Source organism: Brevundimonas sp. EU05-FHT14B07 (assembly GCF_058790795.1).
Genome location: NZ_JBYTCZ010000001.1, coordinates 475,792 through 498,185, shown reverse-complemented (window position 1 = coordinate 498,185; position 22,394 = coordinate 475,792). Strand labels below are relative to the sequence as shown.

General features: G+C 66.6%; 17 protein-coding genes. 7 read left to right on the top strand and 10 right to left on the bottom strand.

The window, feature by feature from the left end; genetic code table 11:
* Nucleotides 1-79: 79 nt before the first annotated feature.
* The 3 genes from AC3WRC_RS02430 to AC3WRC_RS02420 are packed head-to-tail and all read right to left on the bottom strand — an operon-like array spanning nucleotide 80 to nucleotide 4,309.
* Nucleotides 80-2,059 carry an acetyl-CoA carboxylase biotin carboxylase subunit gene (locus tag AC3WRC_RS02430; RefSeq protein ID WP_492302777.1) on the bottom strand — a complete coding sequence of 660 codons (1,980 nt, stop codon included), beginning with the start codon at nucleotides 2,057-2,059 and terminating at the stop codon, nucleotides 80-82.
* Between the two features lie 19 nt (nucleotides 2,060-2,078).
* Nucleotides 2,079-2,777 (bottom strand): hypothetical protein, encoded by a 699-nt coding sequence (locus AC3WRC_RS02425; RefSeq protein ID WP_492302776.1) that lies wholly within the window; start codon nucleotides 2,775-2,777, stop codon nucleotides 2,079-2,081.
* Nucleotides 2,774-4,309, bottom strand: coding sequence for an acyl-CoA carboxylase subunit beta (locus AC3WRC_RS02420; protein WP_492302775.1), 1,536 nt, complete (start codon nucleotides 4,307-4,309; stop codon nucleotides 2,774-2,776). The genes AC3WRC_RS02425 and AC3WRC_RS02420 overlap by 4 nt, the downstream gene beginning before the upstream one ends.
* On the opposite strand from AC3WRC_RS02420, the gene AC3WRC_RS02415 reads away from it, so the two are divergent.
* Genes AC3WRC_RS02415 through AC3WRC_RS02405 form a run of 3 tightly spaced genes read left to right on the top strand, consistent with a single transcriptional unit; the run spans nucleotide 4,308 to nucleotide 6,907 of the window.
* Nucleotides 4,308-4,445, top strand: coding sequence for a hypothetical protein (locus tag AC3WRC_RS02415; RefSeq protein ID WP_153923009.1), 138 nt, complete (start codon nucleotides 4,308-4,310; stop codon nucleotides 4,443-4,445). The two genes, AC3WRC_RS02420 and AC3WRC_RS02415, sit on opposite strands and share 2 nt — an antisense overlap.
* Nucleotides 4,438-5,862: a helix-turn-helix domain-containing protein gene (locus tag AC3WRC_RS02410; RefSeq protein ID WP_492302774.1), complete on the top strand. Its 1,425-nt coding sequence runs from the start codon at nucleotides 4,438-4,440 to the stop codon at nucleotides 5,860-5,862. Before AC3WRC_RS02415 ends, AC3WRC_RS02410 begins: the two co-directional genes overlap by 8 nt.
* A 7-nt stretch (nucleotides 5,863-5,869) precedes the next feature.
* The gene (locus tag AC3WRC_RS02405) at nucleotides 5,870-6,907 is read left to right on the top strand and encodes an oxidoreductase (protein WP_492302773.1); all 1,038 of its coding nucleotides are present in this window, start codon (nucleotides 5,870-5,872) and stop codon (nucleotides 6,905-6,907) included.
* On the opposite strand, the gene pyk is transcribed toward AC3WRC_RS02405, so the two are convergent.
* The 5 genes from pyk to AC3WRC_RS02380 all read right to left on the bottom strand — a co-directional run bounded on the left by pyk (nucleotide 6,904) and on the right by AC3WRC_RS02380 (nucleotide 14,614).
* A complete protein-coding gene (gene pyk, locus AC3WRC_RS02400; protein ID WP_055753148.1) occupies nucleotides 6,904-8,349 on the bottom strand; it encodes a pyruvate kinase in 1,446 nt (481 codons plus the stop codon). The two genes, AC3WRC_RS02405 and pyk, sit on opposite strands and share 4 nt — an antisense overlap.
* A 136-nt stretch (nucleotides 8,350-8,485) precedes the next feature.
* On the bottom strand, nucleotides 8,486-10,189 hold the full coding sequence (locus AC3WRC_RS02395; protein ID WP_313007799.1) for an alkaline phosphatase family protein: 1,704 nt from the start codon (nucleotides 10,187-10,189) through the stop codon (nucleotides 8,486-8,488).
* 72 nt (nucleotides 10,190-10,261) lie between these two features.
* On the bottom strand, nucleotides 10,262-11,206 hold the full coding sequence (locus AC3WRC_RS02390; RefSeq protein ID WP_492302772.1) for a DUF808 domain-containing protein: 945 nt from the start codon (nucleotides 11,204-11,206) through the stop codon (nucleotides 10,262-10,264).
* A 2-nt stretch (nucleotides 11,207-11,208) separates the two neighbouring features.
* The gene (locus AC3WRC_RS02385; protein ID WP_055753360.1) at nucleotides 11,209-12,417 is read right to left on the bottom strand and encodes an LL-diaminopimelate aminotransferase; all 1,209 of its coding nucleotides are present in this window, start codon (nucleotides 12,415-12,417) and stop codon (nucleotides 11,209-11,211) included.
* 163 nt (nucleotides 12,418-12,580) lie between these two features.
* The gene (locus tag AC3WRC_RS02380; protein WP_492302771.1) at nucleotides 12,581-14,614 is read right to left on the bottom strand and encodes a TonB-dependent receptor; all 2,034 of its coding nucleotides are present in this window, start codon (nucleotides 14,612-14,614) and stop codon (nucleotides 12,581-12,583) included.
* Nucleotides 14,615-14,737: 123 nt separating this feature from the next.
* Between AC3WRC_RS02380 and AC3WRC_RS02375 the strand changes: the two genes are divergently transcribed.
* Nucleotides 14,738-15,328 (top strand): class I SAM-dependent methyltransferase, encoded by a 591-nt coding sequence (locus tag AC3WRC_RS02375; RefSeq protein WP_492302770.1) that lies wholly within the window; start codon nucleotides 14,738-14,740, stop codon nucleotides 15,326-15,328.
* A 3-nt stretch (nucleotides 15,329-15,331) separates the two neighbouring features.
* Here AC3WRC_RS02375 and AC3WRC_RS02370 read toward each other — a convergent pair whose 3' ends face one another.
* Together AC3WRC_RS02370 and AC3WRC_RS02365 are read right to left on the bottom strand one after the other, a co-directional pair.
* Nucleotides 15,332-16,483 (bottom strand): glycosyltransferase family 4 protein, encoded by a 1,152-nt coding sequence (locus tag AC3WRC_RS02370; RefSeq protein ID WP_492302769.1) that lies wholly within the window; start codon nucleotides 16,481-16,483, stop codon nucleotides 15,332-15,334.
* Nucleotides 16,484-16,486: 3 nt separating this feature from the next.
* Nucleotides 16,487-17,452 (bottom strand): glucosamine inositolphosphorylceramide transferase family protein, encoded by a 966-nt coding sequence (locus AC3WRC_RS02365; RefSeq protein ID WP_492302768.1) that lies wholly within the window; start codon nucleotides 17,450-17,452, stop codon nucleotides 16,487-16,489.
* 197 nt (nucleotides 17,453-17,649) lie between these two features.
* On the opposite strand from AC3WRC_RS02365, the gene AC3WRC_RS02360 reads away from it, so the two are divergent.
* The 3 genes from AC3WRC_RS02360 to AC3WRC_RS02350 all read left to right on the top strand — a co-directional run bounded on the left by AC3WRC_RS02360 (nucleotide 17,650) and on the right by AC3WRC_RS02350 (nucleotide 21,707).
* Nucleotides 17,650-18,177, top strand: a complete 528-nt coding sequence (locus AC3WRC_RS02360) for an RNA polymerase sigma factor (protein ID WP_492302767.1) — start codon at nucleotides 17,650-17,652, stop codon at nucleotides 18,175-18,177.
* A 109-nt stretch (nucleotides 18,178-18,286) separates the two neighbouring features.
* Nucleotides 18,287-19,243, top strand: coding sequence for a FecR family protein (locus AC3WRC_RS02355; protein ID WP_492302766.1), 957 nt, complete (start codon nucleotides 18,287-18,289; stop codon nucleotides 19,241-19,243).
* Complete coding sequence (locus AC3WRC_RS02350; RefSeq protein WP_492302765.1) at nucleotides 19,230-21,707, top strand: TonB-dependent receptor; 2,478 nt, start codon at nucleotides 19,230-19,232, stop codon at nucleotides 21,705-21,707. Before AC3WRC_RS02355 ends, AC3WRC_RS02350 begins: the two co-directional genes overlap by 14 nt.
* The last annotated feature ends 687 nt before the right edge of the window (nucleotides 21,708-22,394 follow it).

The following is a 22,394-nucleotide window of genomic DNA, read 5'->3' as shown; positions in this document are numbered from 1 at the left end:
AACGCAACACCCCCCTGTCTCCTCCCCATGCAATGGGGAGGTGGCTCGGAGCGAAGCGGAGAGACGGAGGGGTTCTTCATCACCCGAACTCCACCAGCACGTCATCCGCCGCCACCGGATCCCCGTCTTTGGCGCCGACGGCCTTCACAACCCCGTCGCGCTCGGCCTTCAGGATGTTCTGCATCTTCATGGCCTCGATGATGGCCACCGTCTCGCCGGTCTTGACCTCTTGGCCCACGACCACCGGGATCGAGACCACCAGACCCGGCATCGGCGACAGCACCATCTTGGAGGTGTCCGCCGCGACCTTCTCCGGCAGGCGCGCATACAGTTCGGCGACATGGGGCCGCAGCACCCGCACCCGCGCCTTGGCCGCACGGTGGCGGATGTCGAACCCGTCGGCGACGCGCTTGACCTCAGCGGTGAAGGGCTCGCCGTCCAGATCGGCCTTGAACTGGGCAAGACCCGGCCGCCAGTCGATGTCCGACAGGCGGATGTCGCCCCCGCCCGTCAGGGTCAGGATCATCTCCTCATCCTCGTCATAGGACAGGCCGACGCCGTGCGGCGTTTTGTCGATCATCACGATCCATTCGGTGCGGTCCGACGGATCGCCGTCCTGTTCGGCGATGACCTCGTGCATGGCTAGCGCCGAGGCGATCAGGATGCGCTCCTGGTCCTGCGTCGGTTTCAGGCCGTGGAAGCCGTCCGGAAACTCATCCTTGATGTAGCTGGTCGACAGATTGCCCGACTTGAACCGGTCCTGGTCCATCACCGCCGCCAGGAAGGGCACATTGTGGCCCAGGCCCGACAGGTGGGTGTCCTCCAGCGCGCGGGCCATGCCCTCGACCGCCGCCTCACGCGTCTCGCCCCAGGCGCACAGTTTTGCGATCATGGGATCGTAGAACATGCTGATCTCGTCGCCCTCGCGGACGCCGGAATCGTTTCTGACCGTATAGTCCCCCTGATCGCCTTCCTCCGGCTGCTCATAGCGAACCAGCCGCCCGATGGACGGCAGGAAGCCGCGATACGGATCCTCGGCGTAGATGCGGCTCTCGATGGCCCAGCCGTCGATCTTCAGGTCCTTCTGCTCGAAGGCCAGCGTCTCGCCCCAGGCCGAACGGATCATCTGTTCGACCAGATCGACGCCCGTGATCAGCTCCGTTACCGGATGCTCGACCTGCAGCCGGGTGTTCATCTCCAGGAAGTAGAAGCTCTTGTCCTGACCGGCGACGAACTCGACCGTGCCGGCCGAGTCATAGTTCACCGCCTGGGCCAGGGCGACGGCCTGCGCCCCCATGGCGGCGCGGGTGGCCTCGTCAAGCAAGGGGCTCGGCGCCTCCTCTATGACCTTCTGGTTGCGCCGCTGGATCGAGCATTCGCGCTCGAACAGGTGGACCACATGGCCGTGCTTGTCGCCCAGCACCTGGATCTCGATGTGGCGCGGATCGACGATGAACTTCTCCAGGAAGACCCGGTCGTCGCCGAACGCGTTCAACGCCTCGGCCTTCACCGCCGCAAACCCCTCGGCCATGTCGGCGTCCGAATGGGCCACCCGGATGCCCTTGCCGCCGCCGCCGGCCGAGGCCTTGATCATGATCGGATAGCCGATCTCGTTGGCGATCCTGACCGCCTCGTCCGGCGTCTCGATCAGGCCTATATGGCCCGGCACGGTCGAGACCCCCGCCTCGGCCGCCAGCTTCTTGGAGCTGATCTTGTCGCCCATAGCCTCGATGGCCTCGGGGTTCGGGCCGATGAAGGCGATCCCCTCGTCCCTCAGCCGCCGCGCGAATCCGGCATTCTCGCTCAGGAAGCCAAAGCCCGGATGCACGGCCTGCGCCCCCGTCTGGCGCACCGCCTCGACGATCTTGTCCGCCAGCAAATAGGACTGCGCCGCCGGCGCCGGCCCGATCAGCACCGCCTCGTCGGCCATCTCGACCGCCAACGACCCGGCGTCGGCCTCCGAATAGACCTGCACCGTCTTGATGCCCATGCGGCGGCAGGTCTTGATGATCCGAACCGCGATCTCGCCCCGGTTGGCGATGAGGATTTTGGAGAACATTTTGAGCCTTACCGGTCCACTAAGACTGAGCAATCAGAAGGTTAAAACACGAGCATCCGCCGAAAGGCATTCGTCCGGCGAGCGCGATGTGCGTTCCGCCATCTTCGGCGACAGCGCACACGATCACGGTAGAACGGTCACGGGTCATGACGTGGTGAGCAGAAAGCAGCTCAACCAATTGGCTGTGTGCAGAATGGATTTCTTTCAACAAGTCTTCGTCTGAAATTGGATCCGAAAGCAAAGATTTCACACTGCCCCGGTGCAAAATCGAACCCGCTCGGCGATACAGCTTCACCAAACCGTCCTTGGTCAAAAACGGCTCAGTCTTTTCCGTATATCTGAAGAAAATTCCTTCAGAGTTTTCCTCTGGATCATTCTCGATGGAGTGTGGCACCGGATAAAAATCTGGATGCAGCCGCTCTAATGAATTTACGATAAAATCAGCTTCATACGCCTTCTGAAGGCGAGAGGTATTCACCTCTTCTAGGTCGCCGTGTGCAACGAGACACCCGAGCGCAATCAGCTCGCAAATTATTCGAAGCTGAAGAACGCACGCCTCCAATCGCAAGACGGGAGGAATGCTTGATTCACATTCAACAAACTGAGGAATAGAGCTCGTTCGAGTTCTCGCTTCAGCGATGATCTCGCCATAGACGTTTATCGCCTTCTGTTGAGAAGGGGACAGAACATTTGCGGTTTCTGTCGGGAAATCGCTCACAGCGGAATATTGTCGTGCTTCTTCCAGGGGTTCTCCTGGACCTTGTTCTTCAGCGTCCGCAGCGCCTTCACCAGCCGCCGCCGCGTCCCGTGCGGCATGATGACGTCGTCGATGTAGCCCAGCCCCGCCGCCACGAAGGGGTTGGCGAACCGGTCCTTGTACTCGGCCTCGCGTGCGGCCAGGGCCTCGGGATCGCCGGCCTCCTTGCGGAAGATGATCTCGACCGCGCCTTTGGCGCCCATGACCGCGATCTCGGCGGTGGGCCAGGCGTAGTTGACGTCGCCGCGCAGGTGTTTCGAACTCATCACATCATAGGCGCCGCCATAGGCCTTGCGCGTGATCAGGGTCAGTTTCGGCACCGTCGCCTCGGCATAGGCGAACAGCAGCTTGGCCCCATGTTTGATCAGGGCGCCATACTCCTGCTTGGTCCCCGGCATGAAGCCCGGCACGTCCACCAGGGTCACCAGCGCGATGTCGAAGGCGTCGCAGAAGCGCACGAACCGCGCGGCCTTGCGGCTTGAATCGATGTCCAGCACGCCCGCCAGCACCTGGGGCTGGTTCGCGACGATCCCGACCGTCTGACCGTCCAGCCGGCCGAAGCCGCAGATGATGTTCCTGGCGAAGTCGGCCCCGATCTCGAAGAAGTCGGCCTCGTCGACCACCTTCAGGATCAGCTCCTTCATGTCATAGGGCTGGTTCGGATTGGCCGGGATCAGGGTGTCCAGCGACGGCTCGTCCCGCTCGGGCTCGTCATAGCTCTCGCGCACCGGCGGCTTTTCGCGGTTCGACAGCGGCAGGAAGCCGATCAGGCGGCGCACCTCCGACAAGGCTTCCAGATCGTTCTCGAACGCCCCGTCCGCCACGCCAGACTTGCCCGCATGGACCCGCGCGCCGCCCAGGTCCTCGTGGCTGACCACCTCATTGGTGACCGTCTTCACCACGTCGGGGCCGGTCACATACATGTAGCTCGTGTCCTTCACCATGAAGATGAAGTCGGTGATGGCCGGCGAATAGACGTCGCCGCCCGCGCAAGGCCCCATGATCACGCTGATCTGGGGAATGACGCCGCTGGCCAGGGTGTTCTGCAGGAAAATGTCGGCGTAACCCGCCAGGCTCTCCACCCCCTCCTGGATCCGCGCGCCGCCCGCGTCGAACAGTCCGATGATCGGCGCCCCCGTCGTCAGGGCCATCTTCTGCAGCTTGACGATCTTGGCCGCATGGGCGCCCGACAGGCTGCCGCCAAAGACGGTGAAGTCCTTGGAGAAGACATAGACCAGCCGTCCGCCGATCGTGCCGCGACCCGTCACCACCCCGTCGCCGGGGATGCGCTGATCCTGCATGCCGAAGTCGTGGCTGCGGTGCTCGACGAACATGTCGGTCTCCTCGAAGGAGCCCTCGTCCAGCAACACGTCGATGCGTTCGCGCGCCGTCAGCTTGCCCTTGGCGTGCTGGGCGGCGATACGCTTTTCCCCACCGCCCAGTTTGGCGGCGGCGCGACGGCGCTCCAGTTCTTCAAGGATGGCTTGAGTCATGATGGATCTTCGCCTCTCGTTCAAAGAACGCGTGGCGCCTTCATCGCAAAATGGCAAACGCAACTTTGCAAAAAGTGTGGAACTGCGCGGGCTTGCAAAGGATGGCGATATGATCTGCAAAGTTGCGAATGGCTGAGAAGCTTTTCCTGGGCGCCAAACTGCGCAAGCTGCGCGAGGCGCGCGGCTGGACGCTGGAGGCCTGCGCCGAGCGGTTGGGCCTGTCGCCGTCCTATCTGTCGCAGATCGAGACCAACCAGCGCCCGGCGACCGCGCGCGTCCTGATCGCCCTGACCCGCGCCTTTCATGTGGACGCCAGTCTGTTCGATCTGGAGGGCGACGCCCGCCTGATCGCCGATTTGCGCGAGGCGACCACCGACATCGCAGGTCAGGCCGAGCCGCCCACGGCCGCAGAGCTGAAACAGGCCGTCGCCAACACCCCGCGTCTGGCCCGCCAGTTTCTGGCCCTGCATCAGACCTTCCGTCGTCTGGACGAGCGGGTGAAGGCGCTGGACGACACCCTGGGCCGGGATGAACACGGCGCCAGTGTCGCCCTGTTGCCCTACGAAGAGGTGCGCGACTTCTTCCACTATCGCGACAACTACATCGACACGCTGGACACCGCGGCCGAGGCGCTGGCGGCGACCTTGGTTCAGGACGGCCAGATCGAGCGGGCGCTGGAGTCTGCCCTGAGCCAGGCGCACGGCGTCCGCGTCGCCTATGTCGCGGGTCAGGAGGCGCTGCGTCGCTACGATCCCGCCAGCCGCGTACTGACGCTTGACGCCTGGCAGCCCGGCGCGACGCGGTCGTTCCAGCTGGCGCACCAGCTGGCCCTGCTGTCCTTCCGCGACCTGATCGAAGCCGAGCTGGATCAGGCCGCCTTCCGCACCGACGCCGCGCGGGACGTGGCCCGCGTCGGTCTGGCCAACTACGCCGCCGGCGCCCTGCTGCTGCCCTACCGCGCCTTCCTGGAGGCCGCGCGCGAGGAGAAGCACGACATCGACCGGCTGCGCACCCGTTTCCAGGTCAGTTTCGAACAGGTCTGCCACCGCCTCTCGACCCTGCAACGGCCCGGGTGGCGCGGCGTGCCCTTCTATTTCGCCCGCGTGGACATGGCCGGCAACATCACCAAGCGCCACAGCGCCACCCGCTTCCAGTTCGCCCGCTTCGGCGGCGCCTGCCCCCTGTGGAACGTGCACGAAGCCTTCGCGGCGCCGGACCGGATCGGGGTCCAGCTGGCCGAGATGCCGGACGGCTCGCGCTACATCTCCATCGCCCGCAGCGTGTCCAAACCCAGCGGCTCCTATCTGGCCAACGACCGTCGCTACGCCCTGTCGCTGGGGTGCGAGGTCGAGCATGCGGGCGCCCTGGTCTATGCCGCCGGTCTGGACCTGAACGGCCCCGCCGCCCGGATCGGCGTCAGCTGCCGCATCTGCGAGCGCACCGACTGCACCCAGCGCGCCTTCCCGCCCCTGGACAGGACCCTGCACGTGCCGGAGAACGAGCGCGGCGTGGTGCCCTATGTGCTGGATGGCCCGCGCCCCGACCGCTATTGATCGGGGCATGACCTCCAATACACCCATCGGCGTCGCCGTCGTCGGCTACGGCTTGGCGGGCCAGACCTTCCACGCCCCCCTGATCGCGGCGACCCCCGGCCTGCGCCTGATCGCCGTCGTCTCGTCCCGGCCCGAAGCGGTCCACGCCGACCTGCCCGACGTCGCGGTCCTCCCCGATCTGGACGCCGCCCTAGCTCGCGACGACATCGGCCTGATCGTCGTCGCCAGCCCCGACGCCCTGCACGCCGAACAGTCGATCGCCGCGCTGAGGGCCGGCAAGTCGGTGGTGGTGGACAAGCCCTTCGCCGCCACCCTGGCCGACGCCCAAGCCGTCGCCGCCGTCGCCGCCGATGCGCCCGGCGTGTTCAGCGTCTTCCAGAACCGCCGTTGGGACGCCGACTTCCTGACCCTGCGCCGCGTGATCGACCAGGGGGAACTCGGCGAAGTCGCCGTATTCGAAAGCCACTACGACCGCTTCCGCCCCACCGTCACCGACCGCTGGAAGGACCAGCGGGACGGCGGCGTCTGGGCCGACCTGGGCCCGCACCTGATCGACCAGGCGGTTCAGCTGTTCGGCCCGCCCCTGGCCATCTATGCCGACCTCCAGGCCCAACGTGTCGGCGCCAAGGCCATCGACTACGCCCACGTCCTGCTCCGCTACGACCGGCTGCGCGTCATCCTGAACATGAGCCACCTCGCCGCCGAGGCCAGCCTCCGCTACGCCGTCCACGGCACGGCTGGCAGTTTCATCAAACGCGGCCTCGACGCCCAAGAGGGGCAGTCCAAGGCCGGCCTGCGTCCCGGCGACGCGGACTGGGGCGTCGATCCTTCGCCCGGCGTGCTGACGAAACAGATCGACGGCGACACCGTCCGCACCACGCCGACGCCCGAGCGCGGCGACTATCCCGCCTTCTACGCCGCCATGCGCGATGCGATCCTCGGCGAGGGACCGCCGCCGGTGCCCGCCGATCAGGCCCTGACCGTCATGCGCATCCTCGACGCCGGTCTGCGTAGCGCGGCGGAGCGCCGCGAGATCGCGCTCTAGCTCTTCTTGCGGCCCTTCGACGTCGCCGCAGGCGCGTGGGCCAGTCGCAGCAGGTTGGCCGCGCCAGGCGCCCCGAACGGCGTGCCGGCCAGGATCAGGATGCGCTGGCCCGGCTCGGCCAGACCGTATTTGACCGCACTGTTGACGGCGTCGTCCGTCACGGCCTCCAGCGAGTCCGGCTGCTCGCCCAGACGCGGCTCCAGCCCCCAGACCAGGGCCAGCCGCCGCGCGGTGTTGGGATTGGGCGTCAGCACGAGGATCGGCTTCAGCGGCCGCTCGCGCGCCATCCGCCGCGCCGTGCCGCCCAGGGTCGTGAACACCACCAGACAGCCGGTCGAAGGCGCATTCGCCGCCATCCGCGCCGCGCCGACCAGGGCATCCACGTCATGCTCGTCCATGCCGGCGTGTTCGGCGCCCATCAGGCTGGGCCACATCGGATCGCGTTCGACGCGCTCTATGATCCGGCTCATGATGCCGACGGATTCCAGCGGATAGTCGCCCGACGCGGTCTCGGCCGACAGCATCAGGGCGTCCGCGCCTTCATAGACCGCATTGGCCACATCGGTCGCCTCGGCGCGGGTCGGGGCCGGGGCGCTGGTCATAGATTCCAGCATCTGGGTGGCGACGATCACAGGCACGCCGCGATTGCGGGCCGCGCGCACGATCTGCTTTTGCGCCACCGGCACGTCCTCGGGATCCAGCTCGACGCCCAGATCGCCGCGCGCCACCATCACCCCGTCGCAATAGTCGAGGATGGCTTCGAGATCGGCCAGGGCCGCCGGCTTCTCGATCTTGGCGAGGCAGGCCGCCTGACCATTCACGATCCGCTTCAGCTCGGCCATGTCCTCGGGCTTCTGCACGAAGCTGAGCGCCACCCAATCCACGCCCATCCGTAGGGCGAAGGCCAGGTCCTCACGGTCCTTGGGCGTCAGGGCCGAGACCGGGATCACCGCCTCCGGCACCGCCACGCCCTTGCGGTCCGACAGCTTCGAGCCGCTCTCGACCGTCACATCGGCCCACTCGTCGGTCCGCTCGCCTACACGCAGCCGCACCCGGCCGTCGTCCAGAAGCAGCAGCATGCCTTTGCGCAGCGCCTTGAAGATTTCGGGATGCGGCATCTGCACCCGCGTCTCGTCGCCGGGCGTCGGGTCCAGATCGAAACGCATGGTGTGGCCCGGCTTGACCGAGATCTCGACGTCCTTGAACCGGCCCAAACGCAGCTTCGGCCCTTGAAGGTCGGCCAACACGCCCAGCGGACGCTGCAACGCCATTTCGGCGCCGCGCACCGCCTTCAACGCGGCGGCGTGATCCTCATGCGACCCGTGGCTGAAGTTCAGGCGAAAGACATCCACCCCCGCCTGGGCCAGCGCCTTGACGGTGCTGGGCGCACGGCTGGCGGGTCCCAGGGTGGCGACGATGCGCGCGCGACGGGCTCGGTTCATGACGTTTCCTGTTGGCTCCCTCGGACGGCAAAACGGGGCCGCCTGGGCGATTTCGCCCTCTTCTGCCAACGAAACCTGCGCTGCGTAAGGCCGCCTTCCCCTCAGGAAACATGAGTTGACGGCCGGAAACAGGAGTTTATCTGGCCGCCGCCCCGCAAGTCGCAACGGCGAACCCGTTCAGATCGATGCACCGGCCCTCCACCTGCGGCGCGGGGACGCCGATCACATGGGCGAGGGTCGGGGCGATATCGACGGTCCGGATCGGCAGAAACCGCTCCTCGGCCTTGGCGCCTGGCCACCAGAAGATGATCGGCACGCGCCGGTCATATTCCCACGGCGTGCCGTGTCCGGCCAGGGTCGAGCCGACGCGGCCGCCCGAGGTGGTGTTCTGGGTCCAGGCGAACTGGATGTCGGGCGATCGCTCGGCGACGGTCGACAGTCGCATCCGCTCGCGCACCGTCATCATCTCGGGCTGCCGGCTATCCGGCAGAGGCTCGGCCAGCAGCCGGTCGCGCGTCTCGGCGAAGGCCACTTCAGGCAGGGCGCGCAGCATCTCGACCGCCGCCTCCGCCACCTGTGTCCGCAACGGATCGGGCAGCGACCTGTGATCCGCATCGGCGACCATCCAGCCGCTTCCGCCGGACTGCAGCGGATCGGCACCCAGGTTAAAGCGCGCCTTCAGCGCGGCGTTGACGCCCTTGATCGCATCGGTATCGGCGCGGTGCGCCTGCGGATAGCCATGCTCATGCAGGCGCTCGACGAAGTCCGAACCGCCGTGATCCGCCGTCAAAACCACCAGCGCGCCGCCCGGAACCTCGGCCAGCTTATCCAGGAAGGCGCCCAGCGCCGTATCCAGCCGGTGCATCTGCTCGCACATCTCCGGCCCTTGGGTGCCGTACATATGGCCGATCCGGTCGGTGGCCGACAGGCTGACGCCCAGCATGTCGGTCGCCGTCCCCTGCCCCAGCTTCTGGCTGTCCAGCAGATATTCCGCCGCCTTCAGCGTCTGCTCGTCCAGCAATGGCGAGGTGTCGAACTTCAGCCCCGCCGGCGGCAGCACCGAATGGAAGGTCTGGCCGCGAATGGTCCAGTCGCCCGCCAGCGCCCGGCAGTCCGCGTTCTGATAGTCCCAGGCTGTCGGCGTCGCCGCCGTCCAGGCGTTGAAGTCACGGTTGAACGCCGCAACCGGTGCCAGCTTTGTCTCGGCCGTCTGACCGGGCTCGACATAGGTCGTCAATCCAAACCCGTCAGTGAACCAGAAGGCCTGCCCCTGATGACCGGCCAGATTGATCGCCCCGCGATCCTTGCCCGACACCGCCATGACCTTGCTGTCCGGGCTGACGGCCTTCAGCCAGTCGCCCAGCGTCGTCGCGCGCAGCTGATCCGGTCCCACTGGCCCGTTGTCGGTGTCGTCGCGCCCGTGCGCCAGATGGTTCTGCGGCGCGGCCAGGCAATAGACTTCCTTGCCGGTCTTGCCGTCGATCCAATCGTTGGCGGGAATGCCGGTCTCGGCCGGGTGCATGCCGGTCAGAACCGTGGAGTGGCCGGGGCAGGTCTCGGTCAGACCGTGGGTCTGATAGCCGTTGATCGACACCAGTCCCTGGTCGGCCAACCGGCGCAGGCCGCCGCTGTAGCGGCTGCGATACTGGTTGAAGAGGTTGGCGCTGAACTGATCGACCACGATGGTCACGATCAGTTTGGGCGGCGTAAGGGCCGCGAGCGACGACTGCGGCGCAGCGGCCTGAACCGCCGGCTGGGCGACCGGCGCGCCCGCACAGGCGGCGCCAGCGATCGACAAGACGGCCAGACACGCGGCGGCGACGTGACGCGACAGGGACATGAACAACTCCAACAACAGCCGTGCGGCCTCTAGCTGTTGCGGATGGCGCCCGCGTGACAGCCCGGCTCGCTCCTAGTGCGATTCCCTGGAGCGCAGGCGCGCGACCTGATGCAGGACCAGCACCACCGCCCCGCCGACGATCAGCCCGATCACGGCCGAGGCCACCGCCGTCGTCAGCCAGCTCATCACGCCGGCCAACGGCCCGAACAGTTCGCCGACGGCATGCGACAGATGCTCGACCGGTACCGCCGGCCAGTGCAGCCCCAGCGTATGGGAACCATGCAGCAAAATGCCGCCGCCGACCCACAGCATGGCCGCCGTGCCGATCGCCGACAGGGCGCTCATCACCATCGGCATGCCCTTGACCAGACCCCGCCCCAAGGCGCGCACCCCGCCATTGGGCCGCTGGGCCAGATGCAGGCCGATGTCGTCCATCTTCACGATCAGGCCGACCGCGCCATAGACGACGACGGTCATGGCGATGCCGACCACCGCCAGCACAGCGGCCTGGGTCAGTATCGGCTGCGCCGCCACATCGGCCAGGGCGATGGCCATGATCTCGGCCGACAGGATCAGGTCGGTGCGTACCGCCCCCGACACCGTCGTCTTCTCCAGCGCCGCCGCATCCCCGGCGATCGGCTCCGCATCACCATGCCCGCCATGCCCCATCGCCTCCAGCAACTTTTCCGCCCCCTCGAAACACAGATAGGTCCCGCCGCACATCAGGATCGGGGTGATGGCCCAGGGCGCGAAGGCGCTGAGCACCAGGGCCACCGGCAGGATGAAGATCAGCTTGTTGCGAAACGACCCGAGCGCGATCTTGCTGATGATCGGCAGCTCGCGGCTGGGCGACAGGCCCATGACATAGCGCGGCGTCACCGCCGCATCGTCCACCACCACGCCGGCGGCCTTGGTCGAGGCCTTGCCCGCCGCCGCGCCCACGTCATCCAGCGACGCGGCCGCCAGCTTTGCGATGCCGGCGACGTCGTCCAGCAGCGCGATCAGTCCGGAGGGCATAGTCAGTCTTCCCGGCTGGGCGGCACATTGACGCCCTGCGATTTCAGATAGGATTTGATGTTGCGCGCGGCCTGGCGGATGCGCTGCTCGTTCTCGACCATGGCGATGCGTACGAAGCCCTCGCCGTTCTCGCCATAGCCCACGCCCGCCGCCACCGCGACCTTTGCGTGGGTCAGCAACTGCTTGGAAAACTCCAGACTGCCCAAATGCTTCAGCGCCGGCGGCAAGGGCGCCCAGGCGAACATGGAGGCGGCCGGCTTGGGAATGTCCCAGCCCGCGCGGCCGAAGCTCTCGACCAGCACGTCGCGACGGCGGTGATAGAGTTTGCGGTTCTGCTCGACGATGTCCTGCGGCCCGTTCAGCGCGGCGCACGCCGCCGCCTGGATCGGCGTGAAGGCGCCGTAGTCGAGGTAGGATTTCACCCGCGTCATCGCCGCGATCAGCTTCTTGTTGCCGACGGCAAACCCCATGCGCCAACCGGCCATGCTGTAGGTCTTCGACAGGGAGGTGAACTCGATCGCCACGTCCTTGGCGCCCGGGACCTGGAGGATGGAGACCGTCGGCTTGCCGTCGTAATAGAGCTCCGAATAGGCCAGGTCGCTGATGATCCACAGATCGTTCGCCTTGGCGAAGTCCACGACGCGTTCGTAGAAGGCAAGATCGACCGTCTCCGCCGTCGGGTTCGACGGATAGTTCATGACCAGGATCTTGGGTCGCGGCACGGTGAAGGCCATGGCCCGCTCCAGCGCCTCGAAATACTTCTCGTCCGGCGTCGTTGGCACGCTGCGGATCGCAGCCCCGGCGATGATGAAGCCGAAGGTGTGGATCGGATAGGACGGATTGGGCGCCAGGATCACATCGCCCGGCTCGGTGATGGCGGTGGCCAGGCTGGCCAGGCCCTCCTTGGAGCCCATGGTGACGATCACCTCGGTCTCGGGATCCACATCGACGCCGAAGCGGCGGCCGTAATAGTTGGCTTGGGCGCGGCGCAGGCCGGGGATACCGCGTGACGCCGAATAGCCGTGGGCGTCGGGCTTCCTGGCCACCTCGATCAATTTGTCGATCACATGCTGGGGCGGCGGCAGATCGGGGTTGCCCATCCCCAGATCGATCACGTCCTCGCCCGCCGCACGGGCCGCCGCGCGCATCGCATTGGTCTCGGCGATGACATAGGGCGGCAACCGCTTCATGCGGTAGAATTCTTCGGACATGACAGGCTCGTCGTTGGGATCAGCGGCCGTGGATCGACCGCCTTTAGCGCTTAGCGCGCCAGCGCCCTCGCGCAACAGCATTGAAGGTCATTTTCACCCTTTGGGCGGACGAAATCTGTGCGTCGCGCAAAAACCTGGTCGATAAGACCGCCGGTCATCCCCCTCAATAGCTCAGGCGCAAACCGACGCTGAGCGTTCTCGGCGGGCCGTATCCGGCGACGCCCGTGCCCGTTTCCGACACCTCGACATCCTCGTCGAACAGATTGTCCGCCGCCATCCAGAGGGTCGCGTTCGGCGTGAAGGCCCACTCCGCACGCGCATCCAGCGTCACGGCGGCGTCCAGCACCCGGCTGTTCAGGTCGTCGTCGAACCGGCTCGATTCATAACGCGCCGCCAGGGCCAGGGTCAGTCGATCGGTCGCGCGCCAATCCAACCCAGCGGTCGCGCTCCATTCCGGCGCCTGGGCGGGACGCAGGCCGGTCAGCTGCGCGGCGGACGATCCGCCGTCGATCTCGGCGTCGGTCCAGGACGCAGCGGCGTTCAGCGACACGGCTGACGACAGGTCCAGCGCCCCCGTCAGTTCCACGCCCCAGGCGTCGATGGTCCCGGCGTTCTGGCGCTGGCGCAGCACGCCGCCCGCCGGCACGAACCCGGCGCGCGGGAAGGTCGCCGGCCCGGACCCGAGCGTCACATTGACGATGGCGTCTTCGATCTGATTCCAGAACACCGACGCACCCCAACGCATGCCCTCGCGGTCGAAGGCCAATCCCGTCTCCACGCCCTTTAGCGTTTCCGGCGTCAGGGCGGCGTTGGCCTCGGTGATGTCGTTGCCGACGCGGAACGGCCGGTGCAGTTCGTTCAGCGTCGCCGGCCGGAATCCGGAATAGGCCGCCGCCCGCGCCGCATAGCCGCCGCCCAGATCACGCCGAAGGGCCAGACGCGCGCTGACCACCTCGCCCGACCGATCCGGATCACTTTCGTTCAGCAAGACCGCGCCGGTCGCCAGCGTGTTCTCCTGACGGAATCCGCCGGCATTCTCCCACCGATCCACCCGCAGTCCGCCGGCCACCAGCCAGTCGGCCGCGGTCCAGGACGCATCGACATAGGCCCCGGCCACCGCCGTCTCCCCGCCCGCACGCCGAATGCGGGTGAAGCCGGCTCCTGTCGGATTGCTGAACAGTTCGTTGGTTTCGCCGTAGTTGAAGCGCGCATCGGCGCCCACCTCCCACTCTAGCCGTCCGCCCGCGAAATCGGTCATGCGGCGGCGCAGCGCCGCGTTCAGTCCCCATCCCGTCGCGGGCGTCTTGAACTGATCGTTGGCCGGCGTCGTGGTCGATCGATCGGCCGACACTGAGGCCGAACTGTTGGCCAGATTACTGTCGATCCGCCATGCCTGCAGCCGCCAGCCATAGCCGTCGGCCGACGGCGTCTGAGCCGCCGTGGCGCTCAGGCTGTGCCCGCTGGCGTTGGCGCGCGTTCCGGCCAGACCCGATCCGCGATCCTCCTCCCAGTTCGCCGCCCTGACCGACAGGTTCGCCTGTCCCAAGGCCGTATCGACGCGCAGCGCTGCACTTCGGCTGTCGAGATCCAGCGGCGTGTCCGCGGCGCCTGCCGCCGGCCCGCGCACCGGCACATAGCCGTCGCTGACTTCGCGCAACCCGCTCAACGTCACCGCCAGAGGTCCCAGTCGCGTGGAGGCGGACCCCGCCGCCCGCAACCCGCCGCGCTCGGACGCGGACACATCCACCGCGCCGCCTTTCGCGCGTTCACGCAGGGTGATCGTGCCCGTCAGCGCGCCCGCGCCATAGGGGCCCGAGCCCGCCCCCCGGATCACATCCAGGCTCTCCAGAGATTCCGGCGTCGCCTGGGACCAGATGACCCAGCCGCCGAACGGATCGTTCAGCGGCACGCCATCCAGCAGCACCAGCGTCCGACCTGCCCCGGACGGCGCAATGGCCCTCAACGAAATCCCTTGCGTCGTCGGGTTGGCCGCCGCGCTGCTGGTGCGTCGAAACAGCGACACCGCCGGCACGGACCGTAGCGCCTCGTCCAGACGCGACGACCGAGACAAGACCCCCTCATCGATCCGCACCACAGAAAACGCAGCATCAGCCGCCGCCGGCGGCAGACGCGCGGCGGTGACGACGATCTCGGGCAAGGCGGTGGGCGTGACGGGGGGAGGAGCGTCCTGGATCATGCGCCGTCAGTAGGCGGTCGTTTCGCCACATCAAAGCCCGGCGATCCGAAACGCCCGGAAAAGCGCGAGACAGATCGCCGCCCCCTCGATAACAACCGTATCGAACAGTCCAAGGGGAAGCACGTGGGTCTGGGAACGCTCGTCAGGGGTCTGATCTTCGGTAAGGACGCCGACCGCAGGCGACGGTCCGCCAAGGCGGCGCGAATCCGCGCCCTGCCCGACCGACAGGTGATGGCCGACAGCTATGTCCCAGCGTTGGCGGCCGACGGCGGGCGCATCATGTGGGTCGGTTGCCGCGAGTATACTCTGGACGACTACGCCTTGCTGGAGGCGCAGGGCGGCGAGGTCTGGACCACCGACATCGATCCGGCGGCCGCACGCTGGGGCCGCGAAGGTCGCCACCGCACCGGCGACATATGCGAGGCGGATCGGCTGTTCTCGGACCTGACCTTCGACGCCGTCGTCTGCAACGGCGTGCTGGGTTATGGCGTCGACAGTCCCGACCAGCAGCAGCAGGCCTTGAAGGCTCTGGCGGCCATCCTGCGCCCGGGCGGTCGCCTTCTGCTGGGCTGGAACACCGACAAGATCGCCGATCCCGTTGCCGCAGGATTGATTGATCTCTACTTCCAGGCTGCCCCCTTGGGCGACCAGCCGACGCGCGTGCGGTTCGACGCGGTCACCCACGTTTACGACAGCTTTATCCGAAGAGGCTGAAGCCTAGCCCTGAAGCCGGGTCAGCGACGCCGCCGGCCCCAACAGAGGACGCCTCCGCAGCGGCGGCTTCGGCGTGACAAACGCATTGTCGACCAAGGCCTCGCGCAACGCATCCAGCTCGGCCGCGCGCGCGGCCGGCGAATGCACCCGCTCGACATAGGCCTGCCCGCCACGCGCCAGGGCCAGACGTTCATCGGGATTTTCGACCAGACGCATCATGGCGCTTGTCAACGAGCCGGCCTCCTCGACATCGACATACAGCGCATATTCGCCGCTGGCTTCGCGCAAGCCGCCGCGTCCCGACGAGATCAGGGCGGCGCCCGCCGCATGGGCTTCCAGCGCGGCCAATCCCAAGGCCTCGCGCACCCGCGAAGGCGTGACCGCGATGGCGGCGCGCTGCGTCATCGCCCGCACCGCGTCCAACGACGCCGACTTGTGGATTTCGACCCGGTCGCCAAACCGTTCCAGCATCTGCACCTGCGGCGCGGCCCAGTCCTGATGCTTGTCCCAGTCGCCCAGCATCAGTGCGCCGCGCCAGTCGGGATGACGATCCAACGTCTCGGCCAGGGCTGCGCAGAACAGGTCCAGCCCTTTGTCCCTCATCGCCCGCCCCGAAAACAGGATCAGGTTCTCGCGCTGCTCGGGCGATGCACGCCAGGCGTCGCTTTCGATCGGATTGCAAACCGACGATACGCGCCCGGCCAGACGCGGATAATCGGAGGCAAACTCTTCACCCGCCGCCCGGCTGACGAACACCAGACGGTCGAACCGCGCGAGGCGTCGACCATATCGCAGGCTTTCGATCAGGTTGCGCGGCGGCTTGATCCGCGTGTGGCGATAAAGAACGTGGATCGCGTCAGGCAGTTGTCTCGCCAGCTCCGAGGCCGCCTTCAGCTGCTGATGGTATTCCACGATGTCCGGCGACAGTTTCTTCAGAACGTCAACCACCGCAGCGTTTCGCGCCTTGCGGCCCAGTCCGGCAGGCACCGTCACCATCTGCACGCCCGCCGGCGTCGGCCCGCCGGCATCGGCGATCAGCGTCACCAACCGGTTCAAACGGCTGTGCGCGGACAGGGTGCGCACCACCGTCTCCATCGAGTTGGTCTTGTCCGGACAGAAGGTGCAGCCTCGCGGCAGAACGACGGCGATACGCATGGTCTAGCCTTCCTTCCGAACGGAAGCGGTCTGGAAAATCTTTGGATGGACGGCGGCGCCGGTGGCGCGGCGACCGCGCGGCCCGTTCAGGCCCAGCAGGCGACGCGCCTTGAAGCCGGCCTTCAGCCATGGCTCCGCCGACGACTGGCGGATGCCCTTCACGTCGATGAAGGTGATGTCGCCGTGACCCGAGAGGGTGTGCAAGCCGTCGCCGTATCCGTCCAGCAGATGGCCCGGCTCGAACCGTTTCACGACCACCGCCGAAAACGCGTCTGGCGACAACACATCGATCCGCAGCAGATTGATGGCCGCCCCATAGGTCTCGGCGCAGTCCTGAACCGGCAGATGAAGCGCGCCGTCCTGAAGGAACGCCGAGCCGCCCGGACGCGAGGTCTGAAAACCGCTCAGCACCGGATTGGCGTGATGCGGCGTCCAAGGCCCCGTCAGGCTGTCGGCCCAGGCGATGTGCAGTTCGCGCATCGCCCGGTCGTCCGGTCCGGGCAGCGCATGGAACATCCACCACCGGCCGTCGTGCTTGACCACCGTGGCGTCGACGGCCGCCGCCTCGCCGATGCGGGCCACCGCCTCCCACTGATCCGGGAAACGGACACAGCGATAGAGGATCAGCCCGCCGCTCTTGTAGCCTTCGGGCAGCATGTAGAGTTCGCCGCCGTCCTCGATCAGGGTCGGATAGGACAGGTGCCAGGGCTCGGACAGGGCCACGCCCTGCCTCACCAGCCGGTCGTCGGCGTCATACTGGCGATAGTGAATCTCGCCGCGGCGCACATGATAGTCGAACGCCTCGACGAAGACGGTCAGCACGCCATCTCGGGTGATCCCGAACGGGTCCGCGACATAGGCATGAGGGCCGCAGTCAGGCAGCCAGACGATTTCTTCCGCGCGCGGCTCATGGTCAACGAAGCTGCTTAAGGGACGGCGGATGAAGCCCGAGCGCCAGAGATCGAACACGACGACGCCCTAGCCGACCGAAAGAACCGGGGCCGTCGTGCCGTCATGTCCTGCAAACGCGCGCATCTGGGTCCTGCTCGTCGCCGCAACACGGCGCCTTCATGACAAGGACGCCGCCGACCAGCCCTTGCCTCATGAAAATCGTCACGGCATTGAAGGTCTTGGCCTGTTTGGCTGCACGAGAGGACTTCGCCCGTTTGACCGCGCCTGCCGCGCATCCCCTGATCGCCGCCTATCTTGAGCAGCGCGAGGATCTGGCCCGGTTCTGCCGCGCGCGGCTGGGCGGCGCGTCTGGCGATGTCGATGATGTGTTGCAGGACATCTATCTGAAGGTCTCGACGCTCGATCCCGACCCGCCGCCGGACAATCCTCGCGCCTTTCTATTTCGCCTGACCTCCAACCTGCTGATGGATCGCTGGCGGTCAGGGCAGCGGTCGGCCAACCGCGACGCCCAGTGGCGTCAGCTGAACCACGAGACGGGCGCCGCCGAAGACCTGGACGCGGCCCCTTCGGCAGAGGCGGTCGTGGCTGGGCGCAAGAAACTGGCGCGCCTTCTCGCCGCCCTGGACACTTTGCCGCCCAAGACTCAGACGGTCTTTCGGCTGCACAAGTTCGATGGGGTCAGCTATGCCGACGTCGCCGTCCAACTGGGCATTTCGCGCAGTTCCGTCGAGAAACACATGATGGACGCGCTGCGCGTTCTTTCCCGCAAGGTTCAACCGTGATGCCGGTTCTTTTCACGTCCTGGGGGAATTTGTCTGAAGGTGAAAGCTTGGCGGCGCCGTCTTGCTATCAGGAGGCGCGTTGCACGGCGTTCCTCCAGGCTGAGATCGGATGACCGCACAAACCGACATCGAGGAAAAGGCGCTGCACTGGTTCGTCGTCCTGCGTGACGACGATGCGCCCGAATCCGCCTGGCTTGAATTCCAGGACTGGCTGGAGGCGTCGCCGACCCACGCCCCCGCCTATGACGCCGTCGAGCGCCTGTGGGTCGATCTGGACGCCCCGGCCGTATCCGCACCGACAGAGACCCCTGTCATCGACCTCGTCGCCGCGCGTGCACGTCGCTTCAAGACGCGTTCGCTTTGGCTGGGCGCGGCGATCGGCATCGCCGCCAGCGTAACTCTGGCTGTCGGCCTGTTCCTTTGGCTGACGCCGGGCTCGCAAATCTACGCCACCACCGACGCGCCCTTGACGGTCGCGCTCGAAGATGGATCGCACGTCTATCTAAACCGCCATTCCACCTTGGACGTCCGATTCGACGGCGACAACCGCTCGGTGTCGCTGACTGAAGGCGAAGCCGCCTTCGACATCGCCCACGACCCTGCCCATCCGTTCATCGTCGCTGCCGGCGATCATCAGGTCGAGGTGCTGGGCACCGCCTTCAACGTGCTGAACCATGGCGACCGTTTCGCCGTCGCCGTGGAGCGTGGCGTCGTCGCCGTAACACCCGTCAACGCACCCAAGGTCCGCCTGGTCGCCGGTCAGGCGCTAGCGCAGAGCGACGAGCAGGCCCCAGCCCTGTCTCAGGTTTCGCCGGACCAGACTTCACCTTGGCGACAAGGCGTTCTCGTCTATCGCAACCGACCGATGACTGATGTCGCGGACGATCTTTCGCGTTATCTCGACAAGCCGGTCGTGCTATCGACATCGGCTCGGGCGCTGCGGTTCACCGGCGCCCTTCGCATTGGCGACGAGGCCGTGATGTTGAAGCAGTTGCAGGATTTCGCCCCCGTCCGCGTGGACGCATCTTCGCGTGAAGTCCGCGTCAACGCCCGTGAGGTCGGTTAAGGGCGGGCGGCCCGAACGCCTCGGCCGGTCCAAGCCACACGCCGCCGCCCTTCTTCCCAGTCTCTTTCTGCTCGCCACGACGGCCCTGAGCACGCCGGCGCAGGCGGATGCGCGTCTGTTCGACATCTACATCCCGCGCCAGTCCGTAGACGACGCCCTGCTGGACCTGGCGCTTCAGGCCCGCGTTTCACTGGGCGGCAGCCTGACGTCGTGTGCAGGCGTCAGCCCAGCGATCAGTGGCCGGATGTCGCTGGACGCGGCCCTTACGCAATTGCTGGCGGGCAGCGGATGTCGCTACGCCATCCGCCAAGACGGCGCTGTGATCATCAGCAGGCAACTAAGCGCACCGCCCGCTCCCGCTCGACCGATCGCCCCACGCCCCGCCGCTGCTGTGGCGTCGCCGGAAGACGTGGCTCAAGTCAGCGAAGTCGTCGTGACCGCCCCGCGCCGACCCGAACTGATCCAGTCTTCTTCATCCGCAATGACGGCGGTCGGCGCCGATCGCATCACCCGTGCTGGGGTCACGGGCATGCAGGGACTGGACAGCCTCGTGTCCGGCATGACTGTGACCAATCTCGGCCCCGGCCGGAACAAGATCCTGCTGCGCGGCATATCGGACGGCGTCTTCACCGGCCTGACCCAATCCACCGTCGGCCTGTACCTCGACCTGACGCCGCTCACATACGCCGCTCCGGACCCGGACCTGAAGCTGATCGACATCGACCGGGTCGAGGTGCTGCGCGGCCCGCAAGGTACGCTGTACGGCACCGGCCCCATCGGCGGCGTCGTGCGTATCGTCACGCGGGCTCCGGCGATGGGCGAGGAATCTCTGTCGCTCTCTGCGACCCGGTCGCGCACTGACGGCGGCGGCTGGAACTCCGACTATGGCCTGGTCGCCAACCTGCCTATCGCCGGCGACCGCGCCGCGATCCGCGCAGCCCTCTATGGCGAGACCTACAGCGGCTATATCAACGACGTCGAACTGAACCTGCGGCGGGTCAATGACGGCACGCGGCGCGGCGGCCGGCTGTCCGCCGCGCTGGAGATTGCGCCCGGCTGGACGGCACGCGCCGGCGTCGTTCACCAGTCCATCGTCACCGAGGACACCCACTACGTCTATCGCGGCCTCGGCCCTTTGAGGCGCGCCAATCTGGTTCGAGAACCGCATCAGAACCGCTTCGACCAGGGCTCGGCCTCGATCGAGGGACGTGGCGCCTGGGGCCGGCTGAACGCCTCGGTCTCGGTCGTCGAGCATGGTTTCAAAAGCCGCTATGACGCCTCCAGCGCCCTTCGTCGCTTTGGATCGGGCTGGCGCATCGGCGCGCTGGACGAAGGCAAGGATATCCATCTGGTCGTCGGCGAGGCCAACTTCGCCTCTCCCGATATCGGTCGCTGGCGCTGGTTGGCCGGCGGTCTGGTGTCGTCCAACACCACACGCACCAATCCCGTCCTGTCCGCCCTGACGCCCGAGCCTCGCACGGTCTATTCAGAGGCGCGGCGCGACCGGCTGAACGAGGCCGCCGTATATGGCGAAGCGTCGCTGGACCTGCCCCACGACCTGACCCTGACCGCCGGGGCCCGCTACTACGCCCTTGAATACGACACCACCTCCCTGGTTCGACAGTTCAGCCGCTCGCGATCGTTCGACGGACGCGGGGAATCCGCCGGCTTCACGCCCAAGATCGCCCTCGCCTGGCAGCCCAGCGAGCGCCTGAATCTGTCCGCTTTGGTCAGCCAAGGCCACCGGGCCGGCGGCTTCAACACCGCCGGGGTCATCGGCCAGGACTTCAGCGGCCTATCCGATTCACCGGCGCGCCAGTACAAGCCAGACAGCCTATGGAACGCCGAGTTTGGGGCCAAGTACCGATCGGCGGACGGTCGCGCCCGCTTCCGCGCCGCCGTCTACGCCGCACGCTGGCGCAATGTGCAGAGCGACCAGTTTTTGCCCAGCGGCCTGGCCTATGTCGTCAACGTCGGCGACGGCGCCGACAAAGGCTTCGAGGTCGAAGCCAACTGGCGCCCCTCTGAGACGCTTGAGCTTTTCGCCAACGGGCTTGTCGCCGACCCACGCATCACCTCGCCCAGCGCGCGGTTTGATTCCCGCCGAGACGCGAGTTTGCCGGGGGTGCCTCGGGCTTCTGCGAATGTCGGCTTCAGCTGGCGTCGTCCGCTGGGCGTGCGTTTGGCGTTGCTTGCGGACGGCGGCCTTTCCTACGTCGGCGCGTCGCGCCTGACGTTCGACGGACGCCAACAATATCGTATGGGCGATTACGGCACGGGAAGACTGGCCTTTGGCGTCGAAGCGTCGGCTTGGACCGCGACGATCTTCGTGGACAATCTGTTCGACACCGAAGCCAACACCTTCGCCTACAGCGACCCTTTCCGCCTTCCCGACGCCCAGGCCATCACCCCTTTGCGCCCTCGCACAATCGGCCTGACGCTTAGGTGGGGAGCGCCGCAGTAGACCTATTCGGATCGCGGGAGCCTGCGGCTGGATTCCCGATCATCAAACACAAAAAGGCCGCTCGGTTTTGTGCAGTGGAGCTTCTTGATGTTTTGTGTCTCTTGCAACCGACCGTGGCCGCAATTGATCGACCAAGAAGTCGACGAACACCCCGGATGCGAGCGGGCACGCCGCCGCCGCCGACAAAGACGGCATGGATGGTGTCGCGGTCGCCAGGACTGAAATCTTCAAGCTGCGGCATGAACTCACCCTTAGCAATCGCGTCGGCGACGCTGAAGTTGCCCACGCGAGTTACGCCGACGCCGGCCGGCGCAAGTTGCGTCAGGCTCTCGCCATTGTTTGCTTCCACGGGGCCGCGAACCGTCAGCGCATAGTCACGACCGTCCCGTCAAAAAGGCCACGCGGTCTCCAACCTTCGGAAGTTGAAGTTCAGAAAGTCATGTTGGCGCCCCCCTGCGGCGGTGATCCGCCGAGCCGTGTGGCTCTACTTTTGCTTCAGCCTCAGCCCAGCGCTTCCTCACCACTCGTGCCGCGATCGACAACACCTTCTACACCCAACGAAATCTCATCAGCCGACCAAATCTTTGCCGCTTCTGCGCAGGGGCTCAGGCAGCGTAGGTTGCGGCCTGCGCCTGATATTTCGGCGGGTTGGGCAACGTGCAACTTGCACTTGGCAACCTGACAGCA